Raw genomic sequence first — 22,136 nt, 5'->3', positions numbered from 1 at the left:
GTTGCACGATCGGGTTCCAGCATTACCTGCGGTGCTTGGGCTGCTGACCGAGAACGCTCATCAGCAGGCAGATGAGAAAGAACATCACCCGGTCACGTGTACGCCTGCGGCAACTGGCAGCGCTGAACGCCAGCTTGGTCCACGATTTCACCTTGTGGTGAGTGCCCGTCAACGCGAAGAATGGGCTGTTTATCTGCAAAAGCCGCGCAGTCAACAGCACCTGCTCAAACCACCAGCCGTTGGTAATCTTCCGCCAGCGCGCCTTTGCTGACGCCATCCCATTATTAACTCCAACCTGGTTGCGCTCATGCTGCCGGTAGTCCAGCCCTGGACGCGGGTCGATGACCCAGCCATAGCCACGACTGCGGGCGAAGGCGTAGCAAAACCAATCGTGTAGGTCGATACGCTGCGCTTCGTCCCAGCAACTAAGAAGCTGTGCTTTGAAGGCCAATGTCAGCTTACGGCTTAGCACATAGGTACAACCAGGGCCCGCGGCTTCGAATAAATGGTCCCAGCGCACTTGGGGTTGAGCTTTATCAATCCGCAACCGGCGCCCATCCTCCCAAAACGCCACGACGTTGCTCGAATACCCCTCAGCTTCGCTGTTGCGCAACATAGCAACGGCCTGTTCTAGCTTGTTTTCGTACCACAGATCGTCCTGGTCGGCGAATGCCACAAATTCATACGCTGACAGGTCAACGTCCCTGATCAGACGAAAGAAATTGCGTGAGGCGCCGCCGAAGACGCCGGAGAAGGGCAGAAGCACGACATTAGCATGAGCCTGTGCGAACTCGGCGCACCACGATTCGGTGCCGTCGGTGGAGGGATCAACGCTGATAAAGATATCAACGTTGACCCCAATCTGGGCAAGGACAGAGGCCAGTTGCGCCTCTATCCATTCGCGACCGTTATAGGCAGCCAGCAGCACTGCAATTTTGGCGGTGTTGCCAACGGTGTTTATCCCGGCGGCCATAGTCAGTGGCGACCTGGCTCCAAGAGGCCTAGCAGGTACTTGCCGTAGCCGGTCTTTTTAAGTTTTTCTGCCTGCTCGGCTACTTGCTCTTTGGTGATCCAGCCGTTGCTGTAGGCAATTTCTTCCAGGCACGCGACTTTCCAGCCTTGGCGTTCTTCGATGGTTTGGATGAAGTGGCTGGCTTCCATCAACGACTGATGAGTGCCGGTATCCAGCCAGGCAAAACCACGACCAAGAATTTCGACACTGAGGTTTTTCTGATTGAGGTAGACACTGTTCACATCGGTTATTTCCAGCTCACCGCGCTCGGACGGCTTGATGCCCTTGGCGATCTCAACGACGTTGTTGTCGTAGAAATAAAGGCCGGTAACGGCATAACTGGACTTGGGTTCGGCAGGTTTCTCTTCGATGCTGAGCGCTCGCCCGTTGGTATCGAACTCAACCACACCGAAGCGCTCGGGGTCGGCAACATGGTAACCGAACACCGTCGCGCCCTCGGTTTGGTCGGCGGCAGCGCGCAGGTTATCGGAGAAGTGCTGGCCGTAGAAAATGTTGTCGCCAAGGATCAAGCAGCAAGGGTCTTTGCCAATGAACTGCTCACCAATGATGAACGCCTGTGCCAGGCCGTCCGGGCTTGGTTGCTCGGCATAGCTGAGCTGCACGCCATATTGGCTCCCGTCCCCCAGCAGCTTACGAAATGCTGGTAGGTCTTCGGGGGTAGAAATGATCAGGATTTCCCGCATGCCTGCCAACATCAAAACCGACAGTGGATAAAAAATCATCGGCTTGTCATAGATGGGCAGCATCTGCTTGGAGACGCCCAGGGTCAATGGATGCAAGCGTGTCCCCGAACCACCAGCCAGAATGATCCCTTTACGATTGGTTGTGTTCATTTATTCAAAGCTTCCATAAGCATACGGGTTACACCCACTTGCCAGTCCGGCAGGTGCAGTGAAAAAGCGTTGCGAAGTTTCACGGTTGCTAGGCGCGAATTCAACGGCCGGCTGGCAGGTGTTGGGTATTGGGCTGTGGTAATTGGGTTGACCGCTTCCACAGCGAGGGTTTCACCATGCTGACGGGCAAACTCGATAACATAGCTTGCGTAAGCGTGCCAGGTTGTTTCGCCAGCGGGCGCCAAGTGATAGATGCCGCCGAGTTCGGGCTTGTGCATAGCTTGCTGCAGCGCAGCCACGGCGACATCCGCCAACAAGTCCGCTCCAGTTGGTACGCCCATCTGGTCAGCGATCACGCTCAGCGTTGGCCGGTCTTTGGCTAGACGCAGCATGGTTTTGGCAAAGTTGTTGCCGCGTGCGGCATACACCCAGCTAGTGCGGAAAATGAGGTGCTTGCAGGCCGACGCCGCGATCAGTTGCTCGCCTTCGAGCTTGGTTGCACCGTAGTAATTTACCGGCGCTACCGGGTCGGTTTCTTGCCATGGCGCAGTGCCGCTGCCGTCGAAGACGTAGTCGGTGGAGTAATGCACCAGCCAGGCATCGAGGCGCTTGGCTTCTTCGGCCATTACCTGGCTGGCCAAGGCGTTGACCGTGTGGGCCAGCTCGCGCTCGGTTTCAGCTTTGTCCACAGCAGTATAGGCGGCGGCATTGACGATGACCTGCGGTGCCACCTTGGTAATGGCATGGCGCAGGCCGGAAAGATCTGACAAATCTGCCGCCAGTTCACCGTAAGCGGTTTGTGCAGGATGGCGGTCGAGGGCCACCACTTCGCCTAACACGCTCAGTGCCCGCTGCAGTTCCCAGCCAACCTGGCCGTTTTTGCCCAGCAGCAGAATTTTCATGCCTTACCCGTGCGTGTGGTGTAGTTGGAGTCGATCCATTGCTGGTAGCTGCCGCTTTTCACGTGTGCCACCCATTCCGGGTTGTCCAAATACCATTGCACGGTTTTTCGGATACCTGACTCGAAGGTTTCTTCCGGCACCCAGCCGAGTTCGCGCTGGATTTTGCTTGCATCGATCGCATATCGCAGATCATGGCCAGGGCGGTCCTTGACGTAAGTCAGCAGGTCAACATGCGGGCGAAAGGCTGAGCCAGGGCGCAATTCATCTAGCAGGGCACAGACGGTGCGAACTACTTCGATGTTCTGTTTCTCATTGTGGCCACCGATGTTGTAGGTTTCGCCAATCTCACCCTCGGTCACTACCTTGTACAGCGCACGTGCGTGGTCTTCGACGTACAGCCAATCTCGAATCTGGTCGCCTTTGCCGTAGATCGGCAGTGGTTTACCTTCAAGGGCATTGAGGATAACCAGCGGGATCAGCTTTTCGGGGAAGTGGAACGGACCATAGTTGTTAGAGCAGTTGGTAACGAGGGTTGGCAAGCCATAGGTCCGCGCCCAAGCACGCACCAAATGGTCAGAGCTGGCCTTGCTGGCGGAGTAGGGCGAGCTTGGCTGGTACGGTGTGGTCTCTGTGAACAGATCTTCCGGGCCCTCAAGGTCGCCGTACACTTCATCGGTGGAGATGTGGTGGAAGCGGAATGCTGCCTTGCGCGTATCGTCCAGCGCCATCCAGTAGCTACGCGACGCTTCCAGCAGGTTGTAGGTACCGATGATGTTGGTTTGAATGAATTCGGAAGGGCCACTGATCGAACGGTCGACGTGCGATTCTGCGGCCAGGTGCATAACGGCATCAGGTTGATGCTCGCGCAATACGCGGTCGAGCTCGGCGCGGTCACAGATGTCGACACGCTCAAATGCGTAGCGCTCGCTTTGGCCGACTGACTGCAACGACTCAAGGTTGCCTGCATAGGTCAGCTTGTCAACGTTGACCACCGAGTCATCGGTGCTGGAGATGATGTGTCGCACGACTGCCGAGCCAATGAAGCCGGCACCACCTGTTACTAATATCTTCACGAGAGTTTTCTACCTTGAGGTTCTGACAGAGCCTATGAACTCTGCATAAGTCCATGCACGTACGGCTTAGCCATCATATAGACGTGAGTCAAAAGTATACCTGATCGCCCGTGGAGCACGGTAATTTGCCTGGGTCGGGAAGCCCCGTCCCGTGCTGCCTAGGCTAGAACTAGCAGGAGCCTGCAGGAATATAGCGAGAGCATAGACAGCTAAAATATGAAATGTTCTGATCTGGCTGTAAGAAAGTTCTGATTGCCGCCGAGCGGCTAGGTGGCGAGTGCCTGGCTTTGTCGGTGCCTAGGGTAAAAACTCGGGGAGTGTCGCTGGCCTCGTGTTGCCGATGCTGAGCCAGTATCATGTTCCGAAGCAGGTCTATTAAGCCGTCGAGCGACTTCCAGAGAAGGCCTCGATGGCGATTTTTCTGGAGGATTCATGATCGCGATTGTCACCGGCATCACAGGCCAGGATGGGGCGTACCTGGCCGAGCTGCTGCTTGCCAAAGGCTACACCGTCTATGGCACCTACCGCCGTACCAGCTCGGTCAACTTCTGGCGCCTGGCGGAGCTGGGCGTCGAACAGCATCCCAATCTGCACCTTGTGGAGTACGACCTGACCGACCTGTCGGCGAGTATTCGCTTGCTCCAGACCACTCAGGCAACTGAGGTTTACAACCTCGCTGCGCAGAGTTTTGTCGGCGTATCGTTCGACCAGCCGGTGACCACGGCTGAAATCACCGGCCTCGGTGCTGTCAACCTGTTGGAGGCCATTCGCATCGTTAATCCAAAGGCGCGCTTCTATCAGGCCTCTACCTCAGAAATGTTCGGTAAGGTGCAGCAAACCCCCCAGGTCGAAAGTACGCCGTTCTACCCGCGCAGTCCCTATGGTGTCGCCAAGCTCTATGCACATTGGATGACCATCAATTACCGCGAGTCGTATGGCATTTTTGGCGCGAGCGGCATTTTGTTCAACCACGAGTCCCCCTTGCGCGGCCGTGAGTTCGTCACCCGCAAAATCACCGACAGCGTAGCCAAGATCAAGCTTGGCAAGCTCGACCGAATGGAGCTGGGCAACCTTGACGCCAAGCGTGACTGGGGTTACGCCAAGGAATACGTCGAAGGCATGTGGCGGATGCTGCAGGCTGACGAGCCCGATACCTTCGTGCTGGCCACCAACCGCACCGAGTCTGTACGCGATTTTGTGACCCTGGCTTGCAAGGCAGTGGATATCGATATTATCTGGCAGGGCAAAGAGGAAAACGAAACGGGAATCGACGCCGCCACAGGCCGTGCCCTGGTCGCTGTAAACCCCAAGTTCTACCGCCCCACCGAAGTTGACCTGCTCCTTGGCGATCCGGAAAAGGCCAAGACCGTTCTGGGCTGGGAGCCCCGTACCTCTGTGGAAGACCTCTGCCGCATGATGGTAGAGGCCGACCTGCGTCGTAACGCCAATGGCGTAAGTTTCTGACGGCAGAGCCCCTAAGTGCGCCTGCCCGTCAAGCCTGGCTTGCGCAGGTGTCCGCGATTTGGAGTTTCTAGATGGCCAGAATTCTTTTGACCGGGGCCAATGGCTTTGTCGGTAAGGTGCTGCAGCGCCGGTTGCTGAAAAGCAACCATGAAGTCGTCGGCACGGTGGCATCACCCCCTGCGTCAGCCGAACTCGAATGCGACTACCAGGTGATGAACATCTGTGATCGGGCTCAGGTCGAGGCGGTTATCCAGCGGGTCAAGCCCACGCACCTGGTTCACCTGGCAGCGGTATCGAATGTTGCCGTCAGCTTCAAGCAACCTTTGCTTACCTGGCACGCTAACGTTATCGGTACCCTGAACCTGATGGAGGAACTGAAGGCGCACGCGCCGGAGTGCTTCACCCTGTTTGTCAGCTCGTCCGAGGTGTACGGCGAGAGTTTCAAAAGTGGCCAGCTACTGGATGAAAACGCGACCTGCGTCCCGATGAACCCCTATGCTGCCAGCAAGCTGGCGGCTGAACATGCTGTAATGCAGTACCTGCGCCAAGGTATGCCAGGGGTGGTAGTGCGCCCGTTCAACCATATTGGCCCAGGGCAGAGCGCAGACTTTGTCACGGCCTCGTTCGCCAGACAGATCGCGTGGATAGAGGCCGGTTTACAACCCCCTGTGCTCAAGGTTGGCAACCTCGATGCAAGCCGTGACTTCTTGAATGTGCATGATGTGTGCGAAGCCTACGCAATGCTGCTTGACGCAAACAGGGACCAGCTTGAGCACCGGATGTACAACATTGCTTCGGGCAAAAGCCGGCAGATCCGCAGCGTGTTGCAGGCGCTGTTGGCCGAAGCTACGGTACCGATCATCGTCCAGACCGACCCCGACCGCTTGCGTCCTTCGGACATTCCGCTGGCGGCAGGTGCCAATGCCCGAATCAAAGAAGCCGTGGGCTGGGTCCCTACTACGCCGCTGGCGCAGACGGTGCGTGACATTCTCGACTACTGGCGTGGCCAGGCGTTACTGGAACCACCTGATTGAGCGGGCCGTTGTGGCGGCGGTTCCCCCGCGAAGCAGGCGGCCGGTGTTCGCGGATAAACCTTGATGCCGGTCAGTTGAGCAATTTGGGGCCGCTAAGCGGCCCCACCGGCCTTTTGACCGGTTTCAGTCCTCAGGACTCGGACAACATCTGGCGTATTTCTGCTAGGCGAGCGCGGTAGCGCAAGCCTGTGTAGCGGTAGCTGAAGAAGCTTTGCATATGCAGGCGCGCTTTCTGCCCCAAGGCGCGCCCCATCGCGGGGTCATCCACCAACTGCACCATGTAGGCCACTGCCTGCTCGCAGTATGGGTCCGCCCAGTGCTGTGCTTCATAATGGGGGTACTCACCTTCTTTCACCGCCACCAAGCGGTAATCGACTGGCAAGCTGCAGTGCGCGGCCATGAAGTCCATGTTGCCGGAATAGGCTGTGGCGATAACCGGTTTGCCCAGCGCCATCGCTTCGGCAACACCGAAACCGTAGCCCTCGGAGCGATGCAGTGACACAAAGCAGTCACTGCATCGCAACAGGTTTTTAACTTCGGTACTGCTCATGGTCCGGGCGATCAAGGTGACCCGGCCGTGCAATGCCTTCACTTCAGCCTGCAAGTCGGTAAACGCCTGCGGGTTCATATCTACCCCGTTTACCTTGATCACCAGGTGCGTGTTGGCGTAGGGCCGCTTGGCCAGCATTTGCCTGAACGCCTCGAAGACGCCCTGAGGGTTTTTCCGCGCCGAGTAGGAGCGCAGGTCGTAAAAGAACAGGAACACATAATCGGCTTCTGGCAGGCCGAAGTAGCGGCGGCCAAAGAAATTGTCGAGGTGGACCTCCGTGGCCAGTGGCATATGCACAACAGGCTTTTTGCAAGCCGCCTGAAGGCCGTCCATGACAAACCGCGAAGCGGCCCAGATTTCGTCGAAACGGTCGAGTTGTTCGGCCCATCCGCCTGGGTAGCGCGGCAGCTCCCACAACGGATAAATGATGTTGTAACCCGTCCAAGGGCGCGTCTGGCTGATGTGCTCCAGGGCATGTTCCACTTCGTTACCGTTGATGTGGAATATGTTGATCGCGGCGGGCTGCTCGGTCAGTGCCTGCCCAAATTCAGCGCTGTCGGCGTCACTGGCAGGGACGATTTTATAGATATCGTGGATAACGGGCGGTGTATACACCGCTCTAAGTGAACGGAACGTGGCACGTACATGTTCACCCATACCTATTGGCGCAAACGGGTGGCCGGGCAGGCATACGTCATTGCTGTTTTTAATGATGTGGGTCATCAGGGTCCAGCCAGTCAGTTTTTCTTCAACAGACGCGAGGCGTCCAGCGCGTTGCTTACGGCTTCGAGGTAGGTGTGCCCAAAGCGCCGGTCAGGCTCAAGGTATGCTCCTTCGGCCCATTCGTTCCAGGCATTGATGAACACCAGACGTTCATCGCCAAAGTTTTGCTGGCGGGTATCGTTAATCGCTTCCTCAAGCCAGGCCTGGAAGGCGCCAGGCGTAGAGTGCTCGAAACACCCGCCCGCATGCTGGCGCCGGGCGGTATTGTCCCACCCGGGCATCACGCCCTTGAAGCGTGTATAGGCAGGGCCGGGGCGCGAGGCAAAGCTGACCGCTATGTCTTTGTAGTCCGCTGAGTGCCCTGTGAAGTCAGGGTTGAGCATCTCGCCGCTGGGTGGCTTGGGCTGCACCAGGCCCCCAGGTGGAAACTCGACCGCCGCATCACATCCAAATTGAGAAGGATGGAAGTTTGCGGTGGCCAGCCCGAACGACTCGACCATAGCGATATAGATTTCACCCACACCTTGATCGCGGCAGGCTTCCCGCCAGCGTGCTGCCGTTTTGGCGAAGTCGGGAAATTGCGTTGGCCGATAGATCAGCAGTAACGGGCGGTCGTCAATCTTGATATAGCGGCCATCTTTGAAGAACCGGATCAGGTCGTTGATCACTGCAAGATCGTCTTCGTCACTGTGTGCCTGAGCAATCAAGACCTCTTGGTCAAGGCCGTCCCAGCGGCGTGTCCAGTTCTCATTCGCCCAGCACAGGCAAAACGGGACATCTGGGTTTTCGCTTAGTAGCAGTTGTTCGACCGGGCGCTCCAGCAAGCGCTTGCCGTCGAACCAATAGTAGTAAAAGCAGAACCCATGAATGCCGTAGCGCTGGGCCAGGTCTGCCTGGGCTTGCATGACTTCGAGCAGGCGCAGGTCGTAGTAACCAAGGTCGGCGGGAATGCGTGGCTGATAATGGCCGACGAAATTGGGTTGTGCCTTGCTCACGTTCGCCCATTCGGTGAAGCCCTTGCCCCACCACAGGTCATTTTCTGGTACCGGGTGAAACTGCGGCAGATAGAAGCAGATTAGCCGCGGGTCGAAATGTTGCTCGATGGTCGAGCCCCACTTGCGGTTCAGCTCACTGACATTGTTGGCGATGCTGGCCATTTTGAAGTCGTCACCGGCAGCTGCGGTGGTTTTCGACAGATGATGAATGATGGTGGCATGCGGGTTGTAATAGACATCGTAACCTTCGGCACGAATGCTCAAGCACAGGTCGCTGTCCTCGCAATAGCAGGGTAGAAACGCTTCAGAGAAGCCGCCGATGCGCTTTAACAATGCGGTAGGGGCGAGCAGGCATGCGCCGGATACGTAATCCACCCGGCGTGTGTAATTGAAGCGCGGCTCGCCAGGGTTTTCAGCGAAACCCACCATTGTGGACAAGCCATCAGTCGCTAGCACTGCACCGGCTTCTTGTAGATGACCGCTTGGGTAGACGAACTTAGGCCCTACGGCACCTACCTTGTCGAAATCGGCGAAGGTGGCCAACAATGCTTCAAGCCAGCCTGCAGTCACCTGTACGTCATTATTGAGATAAACGGTGAATGCACCGGTGACTCGACTCATAGCCTGATTGCAGTTACGCAAAAAGCCCACGTTGTACGAGTTGCGCAGGTAGCGGATGTTGGCCACCTGGCTAATCAGTGAGTGGGTTTGGTCGGTTGAGGCATCGTCGGCGACGATGATCTCGACATCCAGGTTTTCAGGCAGATGCTGCTGGATGGATGTCAGGCATTCGAGCGTGAGTTTGGCGTTGTTGAAAACTGGAATGAGGATGGAAACGAGCGGCAGCACCCCTGGAGGCTGGAACTGTAATTGTGCAGCACGATCTGCCAGTTCGTCTGGATCGAAGTCCATCACGGGTATGAGCCCAACTGGGTTTGCCGCGCGGTGCTCGGCCTTTGCCTGAGCAATGCGTGCACGAACCTGAGGGTAGTCTTGCCATTCCCAGGTGCCATCAGCGCTCGGCAACGCTTTTGCTGCAAGCGGCAGCAGGGGGGCTGGCACTGCATCCGAAAATTGCGCTGGCGAGCCAGCGGCATTTTGCTCGGCGGGCACGGCAGAAGGTGTGAGTGGGTCTTCGTGCGCGAGGTGTACTGCGGCGGCCGGCTCGGCTGCCTGCGATGGCTGTTCCGTCATAGCGGTTGCGGGTTCCTGTGGAGACGCTTCTTCTACAGCATACCGCGTTACGCGGGCGAGCACGCTTGCGAAGCGAGCTGCATCATCGCAAATGCTGACCGACGGGGCCTGCTGGGTGGCCCATTGGGCGTAGGCACGTTGTTCGCTATAGGTTTTGCAGCACCAATGAAACCAAGCGCCGTCCACGCGGCGCTCGATGTATGCCTTCCCCTAAACTCATGGCAGGCACCTGGCCCCCCGACTAAGCTCATAAACTGATACCCATTAGCCACCAGTAATCTGCTAAAGTCGCGCTAATTCAAATAAGGCTATGCCAAGATTTTACCCAAAAGGTGCGTATGCGATTTAGGGATGACGTGAATGGACTGCGGGCGTTAGCAGTCGTTGCAGTGGTGCTGTTCCATTTTAACCCCTCCATGCTTCCGGCAGGGTTTGCTGGCGTTGATGTCTTTTTTGTCATCTCGGGCTATTTGATGACCGGCGCCATTTTCCCCAAAGTGCAGGCCGGCACCTTTACGCTGACGGGTTTTTACACCAGCCGTGCCAAACGGTTGATTCCCGCCCTGGTCGTCCTTTGCGCTGCCATGTTGGCATGGGGTTACTTCAACCTGCTCCCCTTCGAATACAAACAGCTTGGGCAACATGTAGCTGGCGCACTTTCGTTTACCTCCAACTTGATGTTCTACAGCGAGTCGGGCTACTTCGATTCAGCTTCGCACCTGAAATGGTTGCTGCACACTTGGTCACTCTCGGCCGAATGGCAGTTTTACCTGGTTTATCCGCTGATCATCATCGCCGTGCTCAGGGTGCTGGGGGCCAGCGCTGGCCGATTAGTGATAGTCGGCCTGACGATACTGTCATTCGCTTTCGCCACGTGGGCCTCTTACCACCTGGAAAGCTTCGCCTACTACATGCTGCCTTCACGGGCGTGGGAGATGTTGATGGGTGGCGTGGTCTACTTGCACCCCGTCAGCCTTCGCGACAGCAAAAAAGCACCTGTCGCGCTTGCCGGTCTGTTATTGATCGTAGCTTCGTTGTTCGTCCTCGACAGCTCCACCGCGTGGCCCGGGCAGTGGGCGTTGTTGCCGGTCATCGGCACTTGCCTGGTGATCGCCGCCGGTTGTACTGGCTCGCGCCTGGCCAAGCACTGGCTGGTGGCTTGGATGGGTAAAACCTCCTACTCCACGTATCTGTGGCATTGGCCCATTTGCGTTTACCTCTTTAAGAGCGGCCTGGACGAGCAGCCGCAGGCGATTATTGGCGGCGTGTTGTTATCGTTCATGCTGGGCCTGGTGTCTTTCCTCACCGTCGAAAATATTGCCGGCCAGCGCACCGCATCGCCCGGCCCGGTCCGCACCAGGCTTGCTAAAGCACGCAGCCCTGCCGCTATCGCTGCGTTTTGCCTGGTGTTGGTTGCCGGCTTCACCGTTGTAATAAGCAACGGCGCAGCCTATCGGGTAAAGGGAGAAATCGAGGCCCTGTCGGCCATTACCAACGTCTACGAATACTATGATTTCAAACAGAACATCCGTTACGGCGTTTGCCACTCGGTGTCCAAAGAACTCAGTTACGCCCACTGCATCGAACCCCGCCGCAAAATGTTGTTTATCTGGGGAGACTCGTATGCGGCGGCGCTGTATCAAGGGATATTGAGTGCCCGCGATAACGGGTACACCGAATACGGTATTTCGCAGATGACCGACGGTAATGGCCCACCGTTCTTTGCCATCCCCGGCAAGACCGATGAAGGCAAGTTAGTTGCACAAGCCAACAACGACCGGCTTGAAGCCGTGGCGCACTATAAGCCTGACATGGTGGTGCTGACCTGGCTGGTGTTCGGCAGCAATGCACCTCATGAACAGCACCAAGCGTTGACCATGCTGCAAGAAACAGTGAGCAAGATAAAAGCCGCGTCGCCCGTGAGCAAGATTGTTGTAATTGGCCCAGTGCCGCATTGGAATGGCAATTTAAGCTCGGTAGTGCTGGGCTATTGGGCAAAACACAATAAAGTTCCGCCGCAATACATGGCGTACGGGTTGAACCCGCAAGTGGCGGACTGGGACGGCTTCTTCAAGCAGCACGTACCGTCGATTGGTGCGTCCTATATTTCGGCGCTGGATATACTCTGCAAAGGGGAGGGGTGTTTAACCCGCCTTGGCAGCGACTTGATAGATCTGCCAGTGGTGGATTTTGGTCACCTGAGCAAGCATGGCTCTATCTACTTTGTAGATAAGATCAAGGCTGAAATCTTCCAGTAAGCTTGTAACTGGTGCAAGCCCTACACAGGCGCTGCCGTGTGTTGCGATGGGACGCGGCAGGCACTGCTTAAGACTCAAGCAGTGCCTGCCGTGCCACTCACCTCATTTCAATCGCCTGACCGCAGCAGTGAACTTCCCAGTGCTGACTCATAAGCGCTCTTCAATTGCTGACTTAGCAGCTTGAGGCTGTACTGTTTGGCACGTTTGCGGCTCGCAGCACCCAGCGTGCGGATCTTTTTCGGATTTAGGCAGAACTGGCGCAATCTTTTGGCCATGGCTTTGGTGTCGCCATGCTCAAAAGTGTACCCCGTAATGCCTTCATCAATCAGCTCTGGCAAAGCCCCCCAGCGATAAGCGAGCACCGGCCGGCTGGCAGCCATCCCTTCCAGCACAGTGCGGCCGAAGGTTTCCTGGCAGTGGGACAGGTTCAGCACAATGTTGGCTTGGGCGATGGCAGCCTGCGGGCTTGCGGCGTAAGGCATGATGCGCAAATTGCGTGGCAGTTTGCCGCTGGCTTCCAAGGTGCGCAAAGCAGCAACACCCGGCGTGTCCGGGCCAATCAGCAACAATTGCAAGTTGGGGGTGTCGGCAACTGTGTCACACGCTAGTTGCAACAAGTCGGCGATGCCTTTCTTGGGTAAATTGCTGCTGATAAGTGCCGCAGTGATGTGTTTGTTGTCCGGCGCATTGGGCAGGTCGAACGCCTTGAGGTCGATGATATTGCCAACCACATGGGTAGCCCCCGGTTTGGCGATGTGCTGCGCCGTGAAGGCGGAGTTGGCCAGTACGTGGTCGGCTCGGCTCAATGCCTCGGCAATGATCTGATCCGCTGGCAAGCCGATGGCTACGCACAGGTCGGCATCATGCGCGGGGGATTCATGCGCATGGAGCACGGCGGGTACTTGGGCAAGGCGTGCGGCGATTAGCGGCTCGCGCAGCATCAGGGTATTGCTATGTACCAAGTCCACCGAGTGGGTGCGAATCAAAGCACAGAAACGCTCAACGGCTACCCGGCACGGCGCAATGTCCGCGCGCCACAGCTGGGTCGGGATGCAAGCCACCTGAATAGCGCGCGCTCGCAACTCGTCGATGTAAGCCGGGTTGGCTACGCTCGGCACACTGACCAGCACGTTCAGGTCTAGCGCAGCGCACGCATCCAGCATATCTAGCACGCTGCGCTCCGCGCCAAACAACTGCACGTTAGCAGCATGGGCGCAAAGCAGCACGGTGGGCCTGCCTGGGCGGTGTTGCAGGTTGCCAGCGAATGTTGGGTTGCCAACATCGTAACCGGTATGACGACCCGACTGATGATAATGCAGCAGTGCCGGCATGCCACTTTCGCGGGCTTCGACACATTGCGCCAGGTACCACGCCGTATTGAAGTCTGGACCAGGTTCGCGGCCCTCAGCATGACCGTGGGCAAGGTAATGCTGCCAGGCGTCGAGGCTGGCGCCTTGCAAGTCTGGGTTGCGTTCCAGGTACCAGGCTTCGTCGAACAAGGCCGGTAATGCAGGTTCGGCGGGCTCCTGCGCGGCGGCCGCTGCTAAAGGCTGCTCAGAATCGGCAACCTGCGGTACTGGCGGCGTAACAAGTGCCGGAGCCACCTTGGCACCGAGCGGGCCGGCCAACTGAGGTGAAACTGGTGTTACGCCGATTTCCAGCGACTTGGCCTCGCGAACCGAATCGATAACCTGGCAACTTTGCAGCCCTTTGACTGCTGGTACTTGATCCAATGGACGAGCAAGCAGGTGCCGACCCACGACGAGTATTCGGCGGGCCACCAGTGCCTGTTCAGCCAGCACCATTTCGACTTCACCCTCGACGGCCTGGCGCAGCAGGGCTGGGCCAATCGGGCTTGGCCGCTGATAATCTGGCCAATGCAGTAGGCCGATACGCTCGCCCTGATCCTGCAAGCGCGCCAGCACCAGCCGCAGAGGCTTGGCGGTGCGCGCTGCTTCGCTGAGGTCGCTGACCACCAGCCAATCGTAGCTGGCCTCGGCCTGGGCGTTACGCAGCATCGGAGCCGGTGCCGGGAACGCGCGGGTGCCGCTATCTGGCGTCAAGCGTAGCCCGGCTGCGTCGTTCGCCATGCCGTGCCAGGCCTCGGCAAGTGCGCTGTATAACTGGCGCAGGCCATAGAACGTTGAGCGCAAGTGCGTGCCGGAAGCCATGGTCAGCGACTGTGGCAGGTGACGGGCAATGACCAGCGGCACCCCTGGCAGCAGGTAAAGCAGTGCCTCGTCGCCATGGCGGCGTTGCAGGCGCTGACGCAGCTCATGGTCGGCCGCGACACGCACCTCATCCCAGCCGCCAAGTTCGCGCACGGCATCGCAGTGCATCATGATGGTGGAAACGCTCGGTTCAATCAGGCTGTTTTCCATGCGCCAGCATTGAAAGTGCAGCTCGGTATCGGCCCTGACCCATTCCGCCAAGGTGCCGACCAGGCCTGGGTTCTGCAGCAGCGGAGCGGCCATGAGCTCCAGGCGCTGAGGGTGGGACCAGTCGTCGCTGTCATGGTTGACTACAAACGTGCCGGTGGCGTGTTTCAACGCTGTATTGCGCGCCGCGTAAGCACCGCGGTTTACCGGTTGGTGTAGCAGCACGATGCGCGCGTCTTCGCGGGCCAGCTCAGAAACACGCTCGACCGTAGCATCGCTGCTGCAGTCATCAACAACCAGGATTTCCAGGTTGCTCCAGCTTTGAGCCAGCAAGCTGCGCAGGGCCGTTTCAATGAAGGCCTCGGCGTTGAACGCCGGCATGATCACGCTGATTTTTGGCTGGGCCTGGGGCGGAACCTTCGCGGCAGACGCGGCCTGGAGGTTATCCAGGGTGAGCGCAGCTGCGGGATCACGCATGGCAACTGGTGCCAAGTCTGCAGCGGCAAGCGCACGGTTAATCCAGGACAGGCGCATATCGTCTGGCGGCTGGTGTTGGGTGCCCTTGATGGGCAGCGACACATTGGCGGCTGCCAGGCACAAGTCGGCTTGCAGGCCTTTTGCCGCAATGGCCTCGGCGATGCAGGCTTGCGCAAGCGACTGTTGGCCATTGCGCAGCAGCACCTCTGCCCTTAGCAATATTGGGCCAAGGTTGACCATGTAAGGTGGCAGTGGCTGTGCGAGGGCGTCGATGTACGGCAGTGCGCTCGACCATTGCGAGGCACTGGCATGCCAGCGAGCCAGGGCCCAGGAAGCGTAGGCGTGCTCTTCACGGTCTTCGGTGTGTGCCTGCAGGGCAATGAGCTCGGGCAACGCCAGCCCGCTGAAGCCGCCCCACAGGGCCGACTCCAGGCGATAGGCTTGTAGATACCGGGGCAAGCGGCCCTCAGCGGCACCATGTTGTTCATAGTGCTGTTGTGGGTCTGCACCTACAGCCGCTACGTCCGGATAAGTCGCTACGTACCACTGGGGGTCGACCACACTGTTGAACGGGCTTTCCGCCTGAGGCTTAGACATTGGCAGCCACCCGGCTGATCACCTTACGGGCACGGTGCAGCGTATGGTTGGACTGGTCCATGGCCGCGAGAATTTCGCGATTGGCCAGGTAGTAGTTTTCCAGCTCTTCCTGCACCAGGTGCAGTTGCGAGAGCAACAGCTCGTTCTCTTCACCCAGCGCCTGGGCATTGGCTGTAGCACCAGCCATGTCCGCCCCGGACTGCTGCTGCGCGGCGAGGGCGTGGTCCAGCTCTTGCTTCAACTTGGCATACTTGTCGTTAAAATCCTGGCTTTCCAGGTGGCGTTTTTCCAGCTCTGCCTGCACGGCATGCAGTTGAGCCAGCAGCAGTTGGTTTTCCTCTGCAAATGGCTTGGTACCCGAACTGCCAGCGCTCGCAGCCTGGATAGCCTGCTGCAAGTCCGTGTGGGCTTGGGCAAGCTGTTGTTGGAGGCTGCTGCGCTGCTCCTTGAGGTACTCGTTTTCTGCTTCACGATCCGCAAGAGCTTGCTGCGCGCGATGCAGTTGTGACTGCACCTGCCCGCGCTCATCGTGCCCATATTGCTGGGTGTGGCGCGCCAGCTCGGATTCTCGGCGTAGGCTGGTAATGGTCCTTTCCCGCTCATGCAACTGCAGTTGAGCGTTGGGCAATTGCCGGCCTGCGTGGATCAGTTCCAACAGTTCGATCAAGCCGGTTGTGGTTGGCAGTGGGCGATTGGAGCGGAACTCCGGTTCACCGTTTGGCAACCATGCTGCCGCTTCCAACGCTTCGTACAGGGTCCAGCTTTCGGGTGCCATTTGCTCGAAGACGCCGGCGAGGGTAGCAGCCAACGGGTCGGTAAACAGCTGCACTGGCTGATCGTTGTAAGCCAGGCCCAAGCGCTCGAACAACGCCTGCGGCGTCACCCTGTCGATGTTCACCAGAATCAAACGCTGACGCAGCGTGCGGCGCAGTTGCAGCACTGCGCGTTGTTCTGTTTGCCATTGTTGCAGCGCTGCCATGACATCGACGGTGGTACCATCCGCCAGCCAGTTCCAAGGGGCACGGTAGAACCACACGGCCTGGCGAGAAACCGTTCCGTTGGTTAGATCGAAATCAGCAATCAACTGCGCAGCCGGTTTCCACTGAAACGAAAATGTGTCGTCTAACGAGGCGCCAACATATGCGCGGCTGGCCTGTTCACTCAGGCCGGAGAGTAGGGTTTGCATCGAGATCTCCATAGAAAACTGTAGCCATTTCATGGCCGCGCTCAGTCCTTGCTGCACAGGTCGCGGGTACAAAATTTGTCGAGTATATCGTTGATTTCATCGGTAAGCCGATTGGCTATGATCACATCGTTGCTGGTCCTTCAGCCACCAAGCTGATTATCGCCCGACTGGGCGGAAAAAATCGCCTTTTTGAGCCCCCAGATTTGCGGATAACATTCACACCGTCCGGTCCTTGCTGATGGAGGAGTTAGACTGCATGCAAAAAAAGCCTAGGTCGGCTGGCTGAATCAAACGCTTAACGAGCCCTCCAGCACTTGGTCTCAGTACCTGCTCAGGTGCCTAACGCACGAAAGGTGGATGGTTGATATAGCTGCTCAGGTAAATAATCTGACTACTGCTCACACGCTAATTGGGTACTCCTTCAGAGTGTATGGGGAATGCAAGTAGCTAAAGTTAACTCAATGCTTGCATTACTAAATTAAACTATGGGGGCAGCGCGTAAAGTAGATAATCGGTGGTTTGATTATACTACTCCTGCAAGAGGCCTCTCTGCCATCTATGCCAGAACTGCTCAAAAACCCTTGCGGTCACGCTCAGCTAACTGCGTAATGCCAGTGTTTATAGGGGTCGGTTCAGGCAGGTCGAACAAGTCTAAAAGCCGCTGATTATTGGCCATGGAGTGCCGGATGTCACCGGGTCGGGCAGGGTGATAAGTAACTTGGGGTAGCTTGCCAAGAGTTTGTGAGAATGCCATCAGTATTTGGTTGAGTGATGTGGCTTGGCTTAAGCCCACATTGACAGTTGCTACCGATTCGCTTGGCAGTAAAAGTCCTTGTTGCAGCAATTTAATTAAGTCGTGAACAAACACGAAATCCCTTGTCTGTTCACCATCGCCAAACACAGTAATTGGCTGGTTGTTTTGCACGCGCTCGGAAAAAATGCTGATCACCCCTGAGTATGGAGAAGAGGGATTTTGACGGGGGCCATAGATATTGAAAAAGCGGTATATGACAGGAGATAGTCCGTGTTGGCTATGGTAAAAATTAAGATACTGCTCGCTTGCTAGCTTGTCCGAGGCGTAAGGCGTTAAGGGGCCTTTCGGCGTATCTTCTGAGATTGCTGTTCCTTCGCCGTTGTTACCATAAATAGCGGCGCTAGAAGCGAAGAGTACACGCTTTACTTTTGCCAGCCGCATTGCCTCGCAAATATTTAATGTGCCGATAAAGTTTGACTGGTGAGTTTTAACAGGATCATCGACTGAAGCCTGTACTGAAGCTACCGCTGCTAAATGCACAACAGCTTGGCATCCTGAAACAGCCTGGGCTACTAATGAGGCATCGGCTATATCGCCCTCTATTAGTTGCAAACGAGGATTACTCAAAGGCAGATTGTCACGGTTGCCGGTAGTGAAATTATCAATCACGCGCACTATGTGACCCTCTGCGAGCAGGGCGTCGACCAAGTGTGATCCAATAAAACCAGCCCCTCCGGTTACAAGGATAGGGGCGCTAGATGCAGGGTTGGTTGACATGTTCAGTCCTGTGTGTAAATTTCTGAAATCGTAATGTTAGGTGTTAGCAAGGTTCAGTATGATAAGTCTTCTTGGTTACTTAGTGTTTCTAGGTTATTTTCCCTAAAAAAAATTTTTTGAGCTAAGGGAATGTTCCGGTTTTGAGTTTATCAAGTTAGAACGTGCTAAACAATGGTGATTAAGAGCGTCCTATAAAAACGATTGCTTTTTCCATGCTCTATCCATAAATGATAATGCTACAGAAAAATGTCTCATGGTTGCGTTCATTTCTGCTAGTGTGGTAAGCCAGCAGAGCATGGCTAGCGCGAAGTAGCTACATCCTTTATTTTGGCTCGTATTAATTTAATCCTTGCCAAAAAGGTCTCGAGTATAAACTTTTTCGCGAATGTCCAGAATCTCTTCTGTAAGCCGGTTTGAAATTACGATGTCGCAAATCTGTTTAAATTCATCAAGACTCTTGATGATTTTTGAATTAAAAAAATTGTCTTCTTCAAGTGCTGGCTCATATACAAAAACTTCTACTCCCTTAGCTTTGATACGTTTCATTACACCCTGTATTGAAGATGTTCTGAAATTGTCAGAGCCCGCCTTCATGGTAAGGCGGTAAATTCCGACTCGTCGCGGCTGACGTTTTAAAATAGACTCTGAGATAAAGTCTTTACGCGTTCTGTTAGAATCAACGATGGCTTGGATCAGTGTTTGAGGGACATCACTATAATTTGCGAGAAGTTGCTTTGTATCCTTTGGCAGGCAATAACCGCCGTATCCGAACGAGGGGTTATTGTAATGATTCCCAATGCGGGGATCAGCTCCGACACCTTCGATAATTTGCCGAGTATTCAGGTCATGTGTCTCTGCGTAGCTGTCAAGTTCATTAAAGTATGCGACGCGCATGGCCAAGTAGGTATTAGAAAATAGCTTTATCGCCTCCGCTTCGGTTGAATCAGTCAACAGAACTGTAACGTCCTTTTTCTCCGCGCCCTGCAACATCAGCTCAGCAAATAGCTCAGCTCGTTGAGAGCGCTCTCCTATGACTATACGCGAGGGATTAAGATTGTCATAAAGTGCCCGACCTTCGCGAAGAAACTCTGGTGAAAAAATAATATTATCGCAAGAGTGTTTACGGCGCATGCGTTTGGTAAAGCCTACCGGAACCGTAGACTTTATTATCATCGTTGCTTCGGGATTTACGTCTAGAACATCTTTGATTACGGACTCAACCGATGTTGTATTAAAATAGCTTGTCTTGGGGTCATAGTCCGTGGGCGTTGCGATGATTATGAACTGTGCGTTTTTGTATGCATCATGCTTGTCAAGAGTTGCTCTTAGATTGAGATTCTTGTGAGTCAAGAAATACTCAAGCTCAGGGTCAGTGAGAAACGACTCCCGATTATTAATGGCTTCGACCTTTTCCGGCATGATGTCAAGTGCTAAAACCTCATGGTGCTGCGCCAACAGCACCGAATTTGAAAGTCCAACGTACCCAGTACCAGCTATAGCGATTTTCATATTTGGAAACCTTAAAGTATGAGCGAACATCAAGCGTTATGTGACCGATATGACAGGTATGATGCCGCATAATCGCGGATTTTTGTACCGCAAAGCTACAAAATTTTTCACGTTTGTACGTTCTCTTGATCTGAGATCCTGAACGCCTGAGATCTGCTTCATAATCAAGCTACGGTTCCCTGCGGTGCTAATGGATCATGTCCCACCCCCGTGATAAACTGAGAAGCATTGACACTTCGGGCTTTAGCATATATCTATGCTACTCGGTAGCATGATATCTTAGGCATAAAGCTGAATTTTTCAGAGTGATAATTGATTGATTGGTTAGAAGCGAAATCTACGATGGTAAATAGCTGAGGATTTTGGGTTTGACTATAAAGACACTTTCACTATCGTTATGTGTGGTATCCATGTCGGCAGCAGCGGGTGGGTTCTCTAGCGAGCCTCTGATAAACATTGATTTCTCACTGGGTGATCGGCTAGATAAAATGGTTTGGTCTCGAACCACAGGTGTCACTGCTAATACTGAGGTTTTCTACACAGGCGATGATAAAAATATCATATATCAAAATGGAGAGCTCATTCTTGAGGCAAGGCGCGAGCGGATATCGAATCCGAAATTTGGTCAGCAAAAATTCGGAGCCTTACAAAATATAAAATTCAGAGATGTAAGTTCTGTGAGTATCGCGAGTGCTGACTATTTTACTTATGGAAAATTTGAGGTGGTTGCGGATATCCCCGATAGTAAAGGTCTTCAACCCGCCATATGGTTGCAGGGTGAAAATAAAAATCAATATGGCGAAATTGATATTGTGGAGGCCAAGGGTGATAAGAGTGTTGGAGTACGGTTTGCTACAGTTCACGCTGGGAGTTCAGTTAAAGATTTACAGCGTAGAAGTTCACATCTGAATGTAGGCGGTGGATTTCATAAATATACAGCTGAGTGGACCCCTGATCAAATAAAGATATTTTACGATGATAATTTGATTTTAGTTGCCCCGGGGGAGCTAGGGGTTACTGGAGGGCGGGCGCCCTTGAGACAGCCAATGCAATTGAAGATTAATTTGGGTGGTGGTTCCCGTTGGGTAGGCCCAATAGATTTAGATAGTTTGCCGCAGCGTATGAGGATTCAATCAATCAAAGTTTGGAGCTATTTATCTGGTGCGGCGAAGTAATTAGGTGTTCAGCATCTGCCCCTTGGGCAGTGCTGAACATTTTATAATATGTGATTGAAGTTTGATAAATGATCACTTTGAGGTTGAAAGAAAAGCTTGCCGAAGCTCCATCGATTTTGTGATATTTAGGTAATCATCTTTATCATACTCTGAGAGTTCAAATCTTTGAAGATTGTTAATGATGCTTTGTTTGTCCTGGGGGTTGAAGCAATTTAGGTTGTTTGTATGAATTTTCTCGAAGAAAGACATATCCAAATATTCAGAGTGTGCGGGAACATTTGAGCAGTAATTGAGAGCAACCCAATCCCTCCCTAGTTTCCATACAAGATAAAGTGCGATGACATCATCACCAAAGCCTCGGCCAAAAATGTGCTTCGGCATATCCAAGTGAGGTGTCGGAATCGGATTGCCCTCGGCGAGCGCTATCAAGACTTCCTTTCGAAAGCGTTTTACAGACTTCATGGGAGCCAGTGAGTCTAAGCTTTTTCTTAAATAATCTGGGGTCAATACTCTGGCTGCGATGAGTGTCGTTGCATATTCACTGATGCACGAAACTGGGTTTATAATTGCTACTTCGCTTCCAAATCCAAAGTTGGAATAACTCTTAAATTCGGGTTTTACATTGCCAGAGTACCAGAAAGGACTTGCTTCTAATATTGTGCCCGTTGCTAAGGCGATGGGTTTGTTTTCTTTTTTAAATAATAGCCCAGGAGCGAGCATGAATCGCCAGTCAATTGACTCATTAAATTTCATTTTTCCTTCAGGTCTTACTCTCCGTAAATCCCATTGTACAACTTGAGTATGGAATTGCTTGAAGAATAGTGCTTCCCGCTCGAAGGCTCCACCAAATTCATTAGATATTAAATGCGTTGACGCGGGAAGAATTGCCTTCGCAGCTATCGAATCGAACCCGCCGGAGAAACATAGATACACGTCATCAGCTAGAATTTTCGATGGGGCGTTATCTTGTACTGGGCGAGTAGGAGTCGTGATCGTGCAATTATAGGCCTTCTCGAAAAAATCCACACTGCCTGAATTCGGTACCACACCAGTTATAGAGTAATTTGTATCATTGGCAGGTCTAGATAGAATGGCGATTCTGAATAGTGCGTCGTCAGTTGCTGGTAGGTGTTCTGAATAACGAAGTTCGTGAATGAAAGTAACTGTCTCACTCTCATACGAAAAGATGACTTGTCCGATCATTTTTTTGATAGTAATAAACAT

14 protein-coding genes and 1 pseudogene are annotated in these 22,136 nt (G+C 54.5%); 4 read left to right on the top strand and 11 right to left on the bottom strand.

The genetic code is table 11. From position 1 onward, the window contains the following. Positions 1 to 22 precede the first annotated feature (22 nt). The 4 genes from PPA02S_RS11075 to rfbB are packed head-to-tail and all read right to left on the bottom strand — an operon-like array spanning position 23 to position 3,841. Positions 23 to 973 (bottom strand): glycosyltransferase, encoded by a 951-nt coding sequence (locus PPA02S_RS11075; RefSeq protein ID WP_042141611.1) that lies wholly within the window; start codon positions 971 to 973, stop codon positions 23 to 25. 2 nt (positions 974 to 975) lie between these two features. Beyond that, positions 976 to 1,866 (bottom strand): glucose-1-phosphate thymidylyltransferase RfbA, encoded by an 891-nt coding sequence (gene rfbA / locus PPA02S_RS11070; RefSeq protein WP_028634713.1) that lies wholly within the window; start codon positions 1,864 to 1,866, stop codon positions 976 to 978. Beyond that, positions 1,863 to 2,768 (bottom strand): dTDP-4-dehydrorhamnose reductase, encoded by a 906-nt coding sequence (gene rfbD, locus PPA02S_RS11065; RefSeq protein ID WP_028634714.1) that lies wholly within the window; start codon positions 2,766 to 2,768, stop codon positions 1,863 to 1,865. The genes rfbA and rfbD overlap by 4 nt, the downstream gene beginning before the upstream one ends. Continuing rightward, entirely contained in the window at positions 2,765 to 3,841 is a 1,077-nt protein-coding gene (gene rfbB, locus PPA02S_RS11060; RefSeq protein WP_028634715.1) for a dTDP-glucose 4,6-dehydratase, read from the bottom strand. The genes rfbD and rfbB overlap by 4 nt, the downstream gene beginning before the upstream one ends. A gap of 432 nt (positions 3,842 to 4,273) precedes the next feature. Between rfbB and gmd the strand changes: the two genes are divergently transcribed. Next, the gene (gmd, locus tag PPA02S_RS11055; RefSeq protein WP_028634716.1) at positions 4,274 to 5,305 is read left to right on the top strand and encodes a GDP-mannose 4,6-dehydratase; all 1,032 of its coding nucleotides are present in this window, start codon (positions 4,274 to 4,276) and stop codon (positions 5,303 to 5,305) included. A 71-nt stretch (positions 5,306 to 5,376) separates the two neighbouring features. Beyond that, the gene (locus PPA02S_RS11050; RefSeq protein WP_028634717.1) at positions 5,377 to 6,339 is read left to right on the top strand and encodes a GDP-mannose 4,6-dehydratase; all 963 of its coding nucleotides are present in this window, start codon (positions 5,377 to 5,379) and stop codon (positions 6,337 to 6,339) included. A 130-nt stretch (positions 6,340 to 6,469) separates the two neighbouring features. Here PPA02S_RS11050 and PPA02S_RS11045 read toward each other — a convergent pair whose 3' ends face one another. Both PPA02S_RS11045 and PPA02S_RS22645 read right to left on the bottom strand, forming a co-directional pair. Next, entirely contained in the window at positions 6,470 to 7,612 is a 1,143-nt protein-coding gene (locus tag PPA02S_RS11045) for a glycosyltransferase family 4 protein (RefSeq protein ID WP_028634718.1), read from the bottom strand. Positions 7,613 to 7,626: 14 nt separating this feature from the next. Beyond that, a pseudogene (locus PPA02S_RS22645) lies at positions 7,627 to 9,633 on the bottom strand (glycoside hydrolase family 99-like domain-containing protein); the annotation flags it as partial. 524 nt (positions 9,634 to 10,157) lie between these two features. On the opposite strand from PPA02S_RS22645, the gene PPA02S_RS22390 reads away from it, so the two are divergent. Continuing rightward, entirely contained in the window at positions 10,158 to 12,059 is a 1,902-nt protein-coding gene (locus PPA02S_RS22390) for an acyltransferase family protein (protein ID WP_161629593.1), read from the top strand. Between the two features lie 107 nt (positions 12,060 to 12,166). Here PPA02S_RS22390 and PPA02S_RS11025 read toward each other — a convergent pair whose 3' ends face one another. The 4 genes from PPA02S_RS11025 to PPA02S_RS11015 all read right to left on the bottom strand — a co-directional run bounded on the left by PPA02S_RS11025 (position 12,167) and on the right by PPA02S_RS11015 (position 19,737). After that, positions 12,167 to 15,511 carry a glycosyltransferase gene (locus PPA02S_RS11025; protein ID WP_028634719.1) on the bottom strand — a complete coding sequence of 1,115 codons (3,345 nt, stop codon included), beginning with the start codon at positions 15,509 to 15,511 and terminating at the stop codon, positions 12,167 to 12,169. Further along, positions 15,504 to 16,697 (bottom strand): coiled-coil domain-containing protein, encoded by a 1,194-nt coding sequence (locus PPA02S_RS11020; protein WP_028634720.1) that lies wholly within the window; start codon positions 16,695 to 16,697, stop codon positions 15,504 to 15,506. Before PPA02S_RS11020 ends, PPA02S_RS11025 begins: the two co-directional genes overlap by 8 nt. Positions 16,698 to 17,268: 571 nt before the next feature. Further along, on the bottom strand, positions 17,269 to 18,228 hold the full coding sequence (locus tag PPA02S_RS22640) for an NAD-dependent epimerase/dehydratase family protein (protein ID WP_080667885.1): 960 nt from the start codon (positions 18,226 to 18,228) through the stop codon (positions 17,269 to 17,271). A gap of 342 nt (positions 18,229 to 18,570) precedes the next feature. Continuing rightward, entirely contained in the window at positions 18,571 to 19,737 is a 1,167-nt protein-coding gene (locus tag PPA02S_RS11015; RefSeq protein WP_028634721.1) for a nucleotide sugar dehydrogenase, read from the bottom strand. Between the two features lie 368 nt (positions 19,738 to 20,105). On the opposite strand from PPA02S_RS11015, the gene PPA02S_RS22635 reads away from it, so the two are divergent. Then, on the top strand, positions 20,106 to 20,912 hold the full coding sequence (locus tag PPA02S_RS22635; protein WP_154660090.1) for a glycoside hydrolase family 16 protein: 807 nt from the start codon (positions 20,106 to 20,108) through the stop codon (positions 20,910 to 20,912). Between the two features lie 72 nt (positions 20,913 to 20,984). Here PPA02S_RS22635 and PPA02S_RS23030 read toward each other — a convergent pair whose 3' ends face one another. Continuing rightward, positions 20,985 to 22,136, bottom strand: a complete 1,152-nt coding sequence (locus tag PPA02S_RS23030) for a hypothetical protein (protein WP_154660091.1) — start codon at positions 22,134 to 22,136, stop codon at positions 20,985 to 20,987.

The organism is Pseudomonas parafulva NBRC 16636 = DSM 17004 (assembly GCF_000730645.1).
In the GTDB taxonomy this organism is placed as follows: Bacteria; Pseudomonadota; Gammaproteobacteria; order Pseudomonadales; family Pseudomonadaceae; genus Aquipseudomonas; species Aquipseudomonas parafulva.
The sequence above is the reverse complement of the archived record's forward strand: the minus strand, read 5'-3'. Positions and strand labels throughout refer to the sequence as shown.

Bases quoted from the DNA above. Each gene is read 5' to 3' on its own strand.
- PPA02S_RS11075 (WP_042141611.1), bottom strand. From the start codon at position 973: ATGGCCGCCGGGATAAACACCGTTGGCAACACCGCCAAAATTGCAGTG.
- rfbA (WP_028634713.1), bottom strand. From the start codon at position 1,866: ATGAACACAACCAATCGTAAAGGGATCATTCTGGCTGGTGGTTCGGGG.
- rfbD (WP_028634714.1), bottom strand. From the start codon at position 2,768: ATGAAAATTCTGCTGCTGGGCAAAAACGGCCAGGTTGGCTGGGAACTG.
- gmd (WP_028634716.1), top strand. From the start codon at position 4,274: ATGATCGCGATTGTCACCGGCATCACAGGCCAGGATGGGGCGTACCTG.
- PPA02S_RS11050 (WP_028634717.1), top strand. From the start codon at position 5,377: ATGGCCAGAATTCTTTTGACCGGGGCCAATGGCTTTGTCGGTAAGGTG.
- PPA02S_RS11045 (WP_028634718.1), bottom strand. From the start codon at position 7,612: ATGACCCACATCATTAAAAACAGCAATGACGTATGCCTGCCCGGCCAC.
- PPA02S_RS11025 (WP_028634719.1), bottom strand. From the start codon at position 15,511: ATGTCTAAGCCTCAGGCGGAAAGCCCGTTCAACAGTGTGGTCGACCCC.
- PPA02S_RS11020 (WP_028634720.1), bottom strand. From the start codon at position 16,697: ATGCAAACCCTACTCTCCGGCCTGAGTGAACAGGCCAGCCGCGCATAT.
- PPA02S_RS22640 (WP_080667885.1), bottom strand. From the start codon at position 18,228: ATGTCAACCAACCCTGCATCTAGCGCCCCTATCCTTGTAACCGGAGGG.
- PPA02S_RS11015 (WP_028634721.1), bottom strand. From the start codon at position 19,737: ATGAAAATCGCTATAGCTGGTACTGGGTACGTTGGACTTTCAAATTCG.
- PPA02S_RS23030 (WP_154660091.1), bottom strand. From the start codon at position 22,136: ATGTTTATTACTATCAAAAAAATGATCGGACAAGTCATCTTTTCGTAT.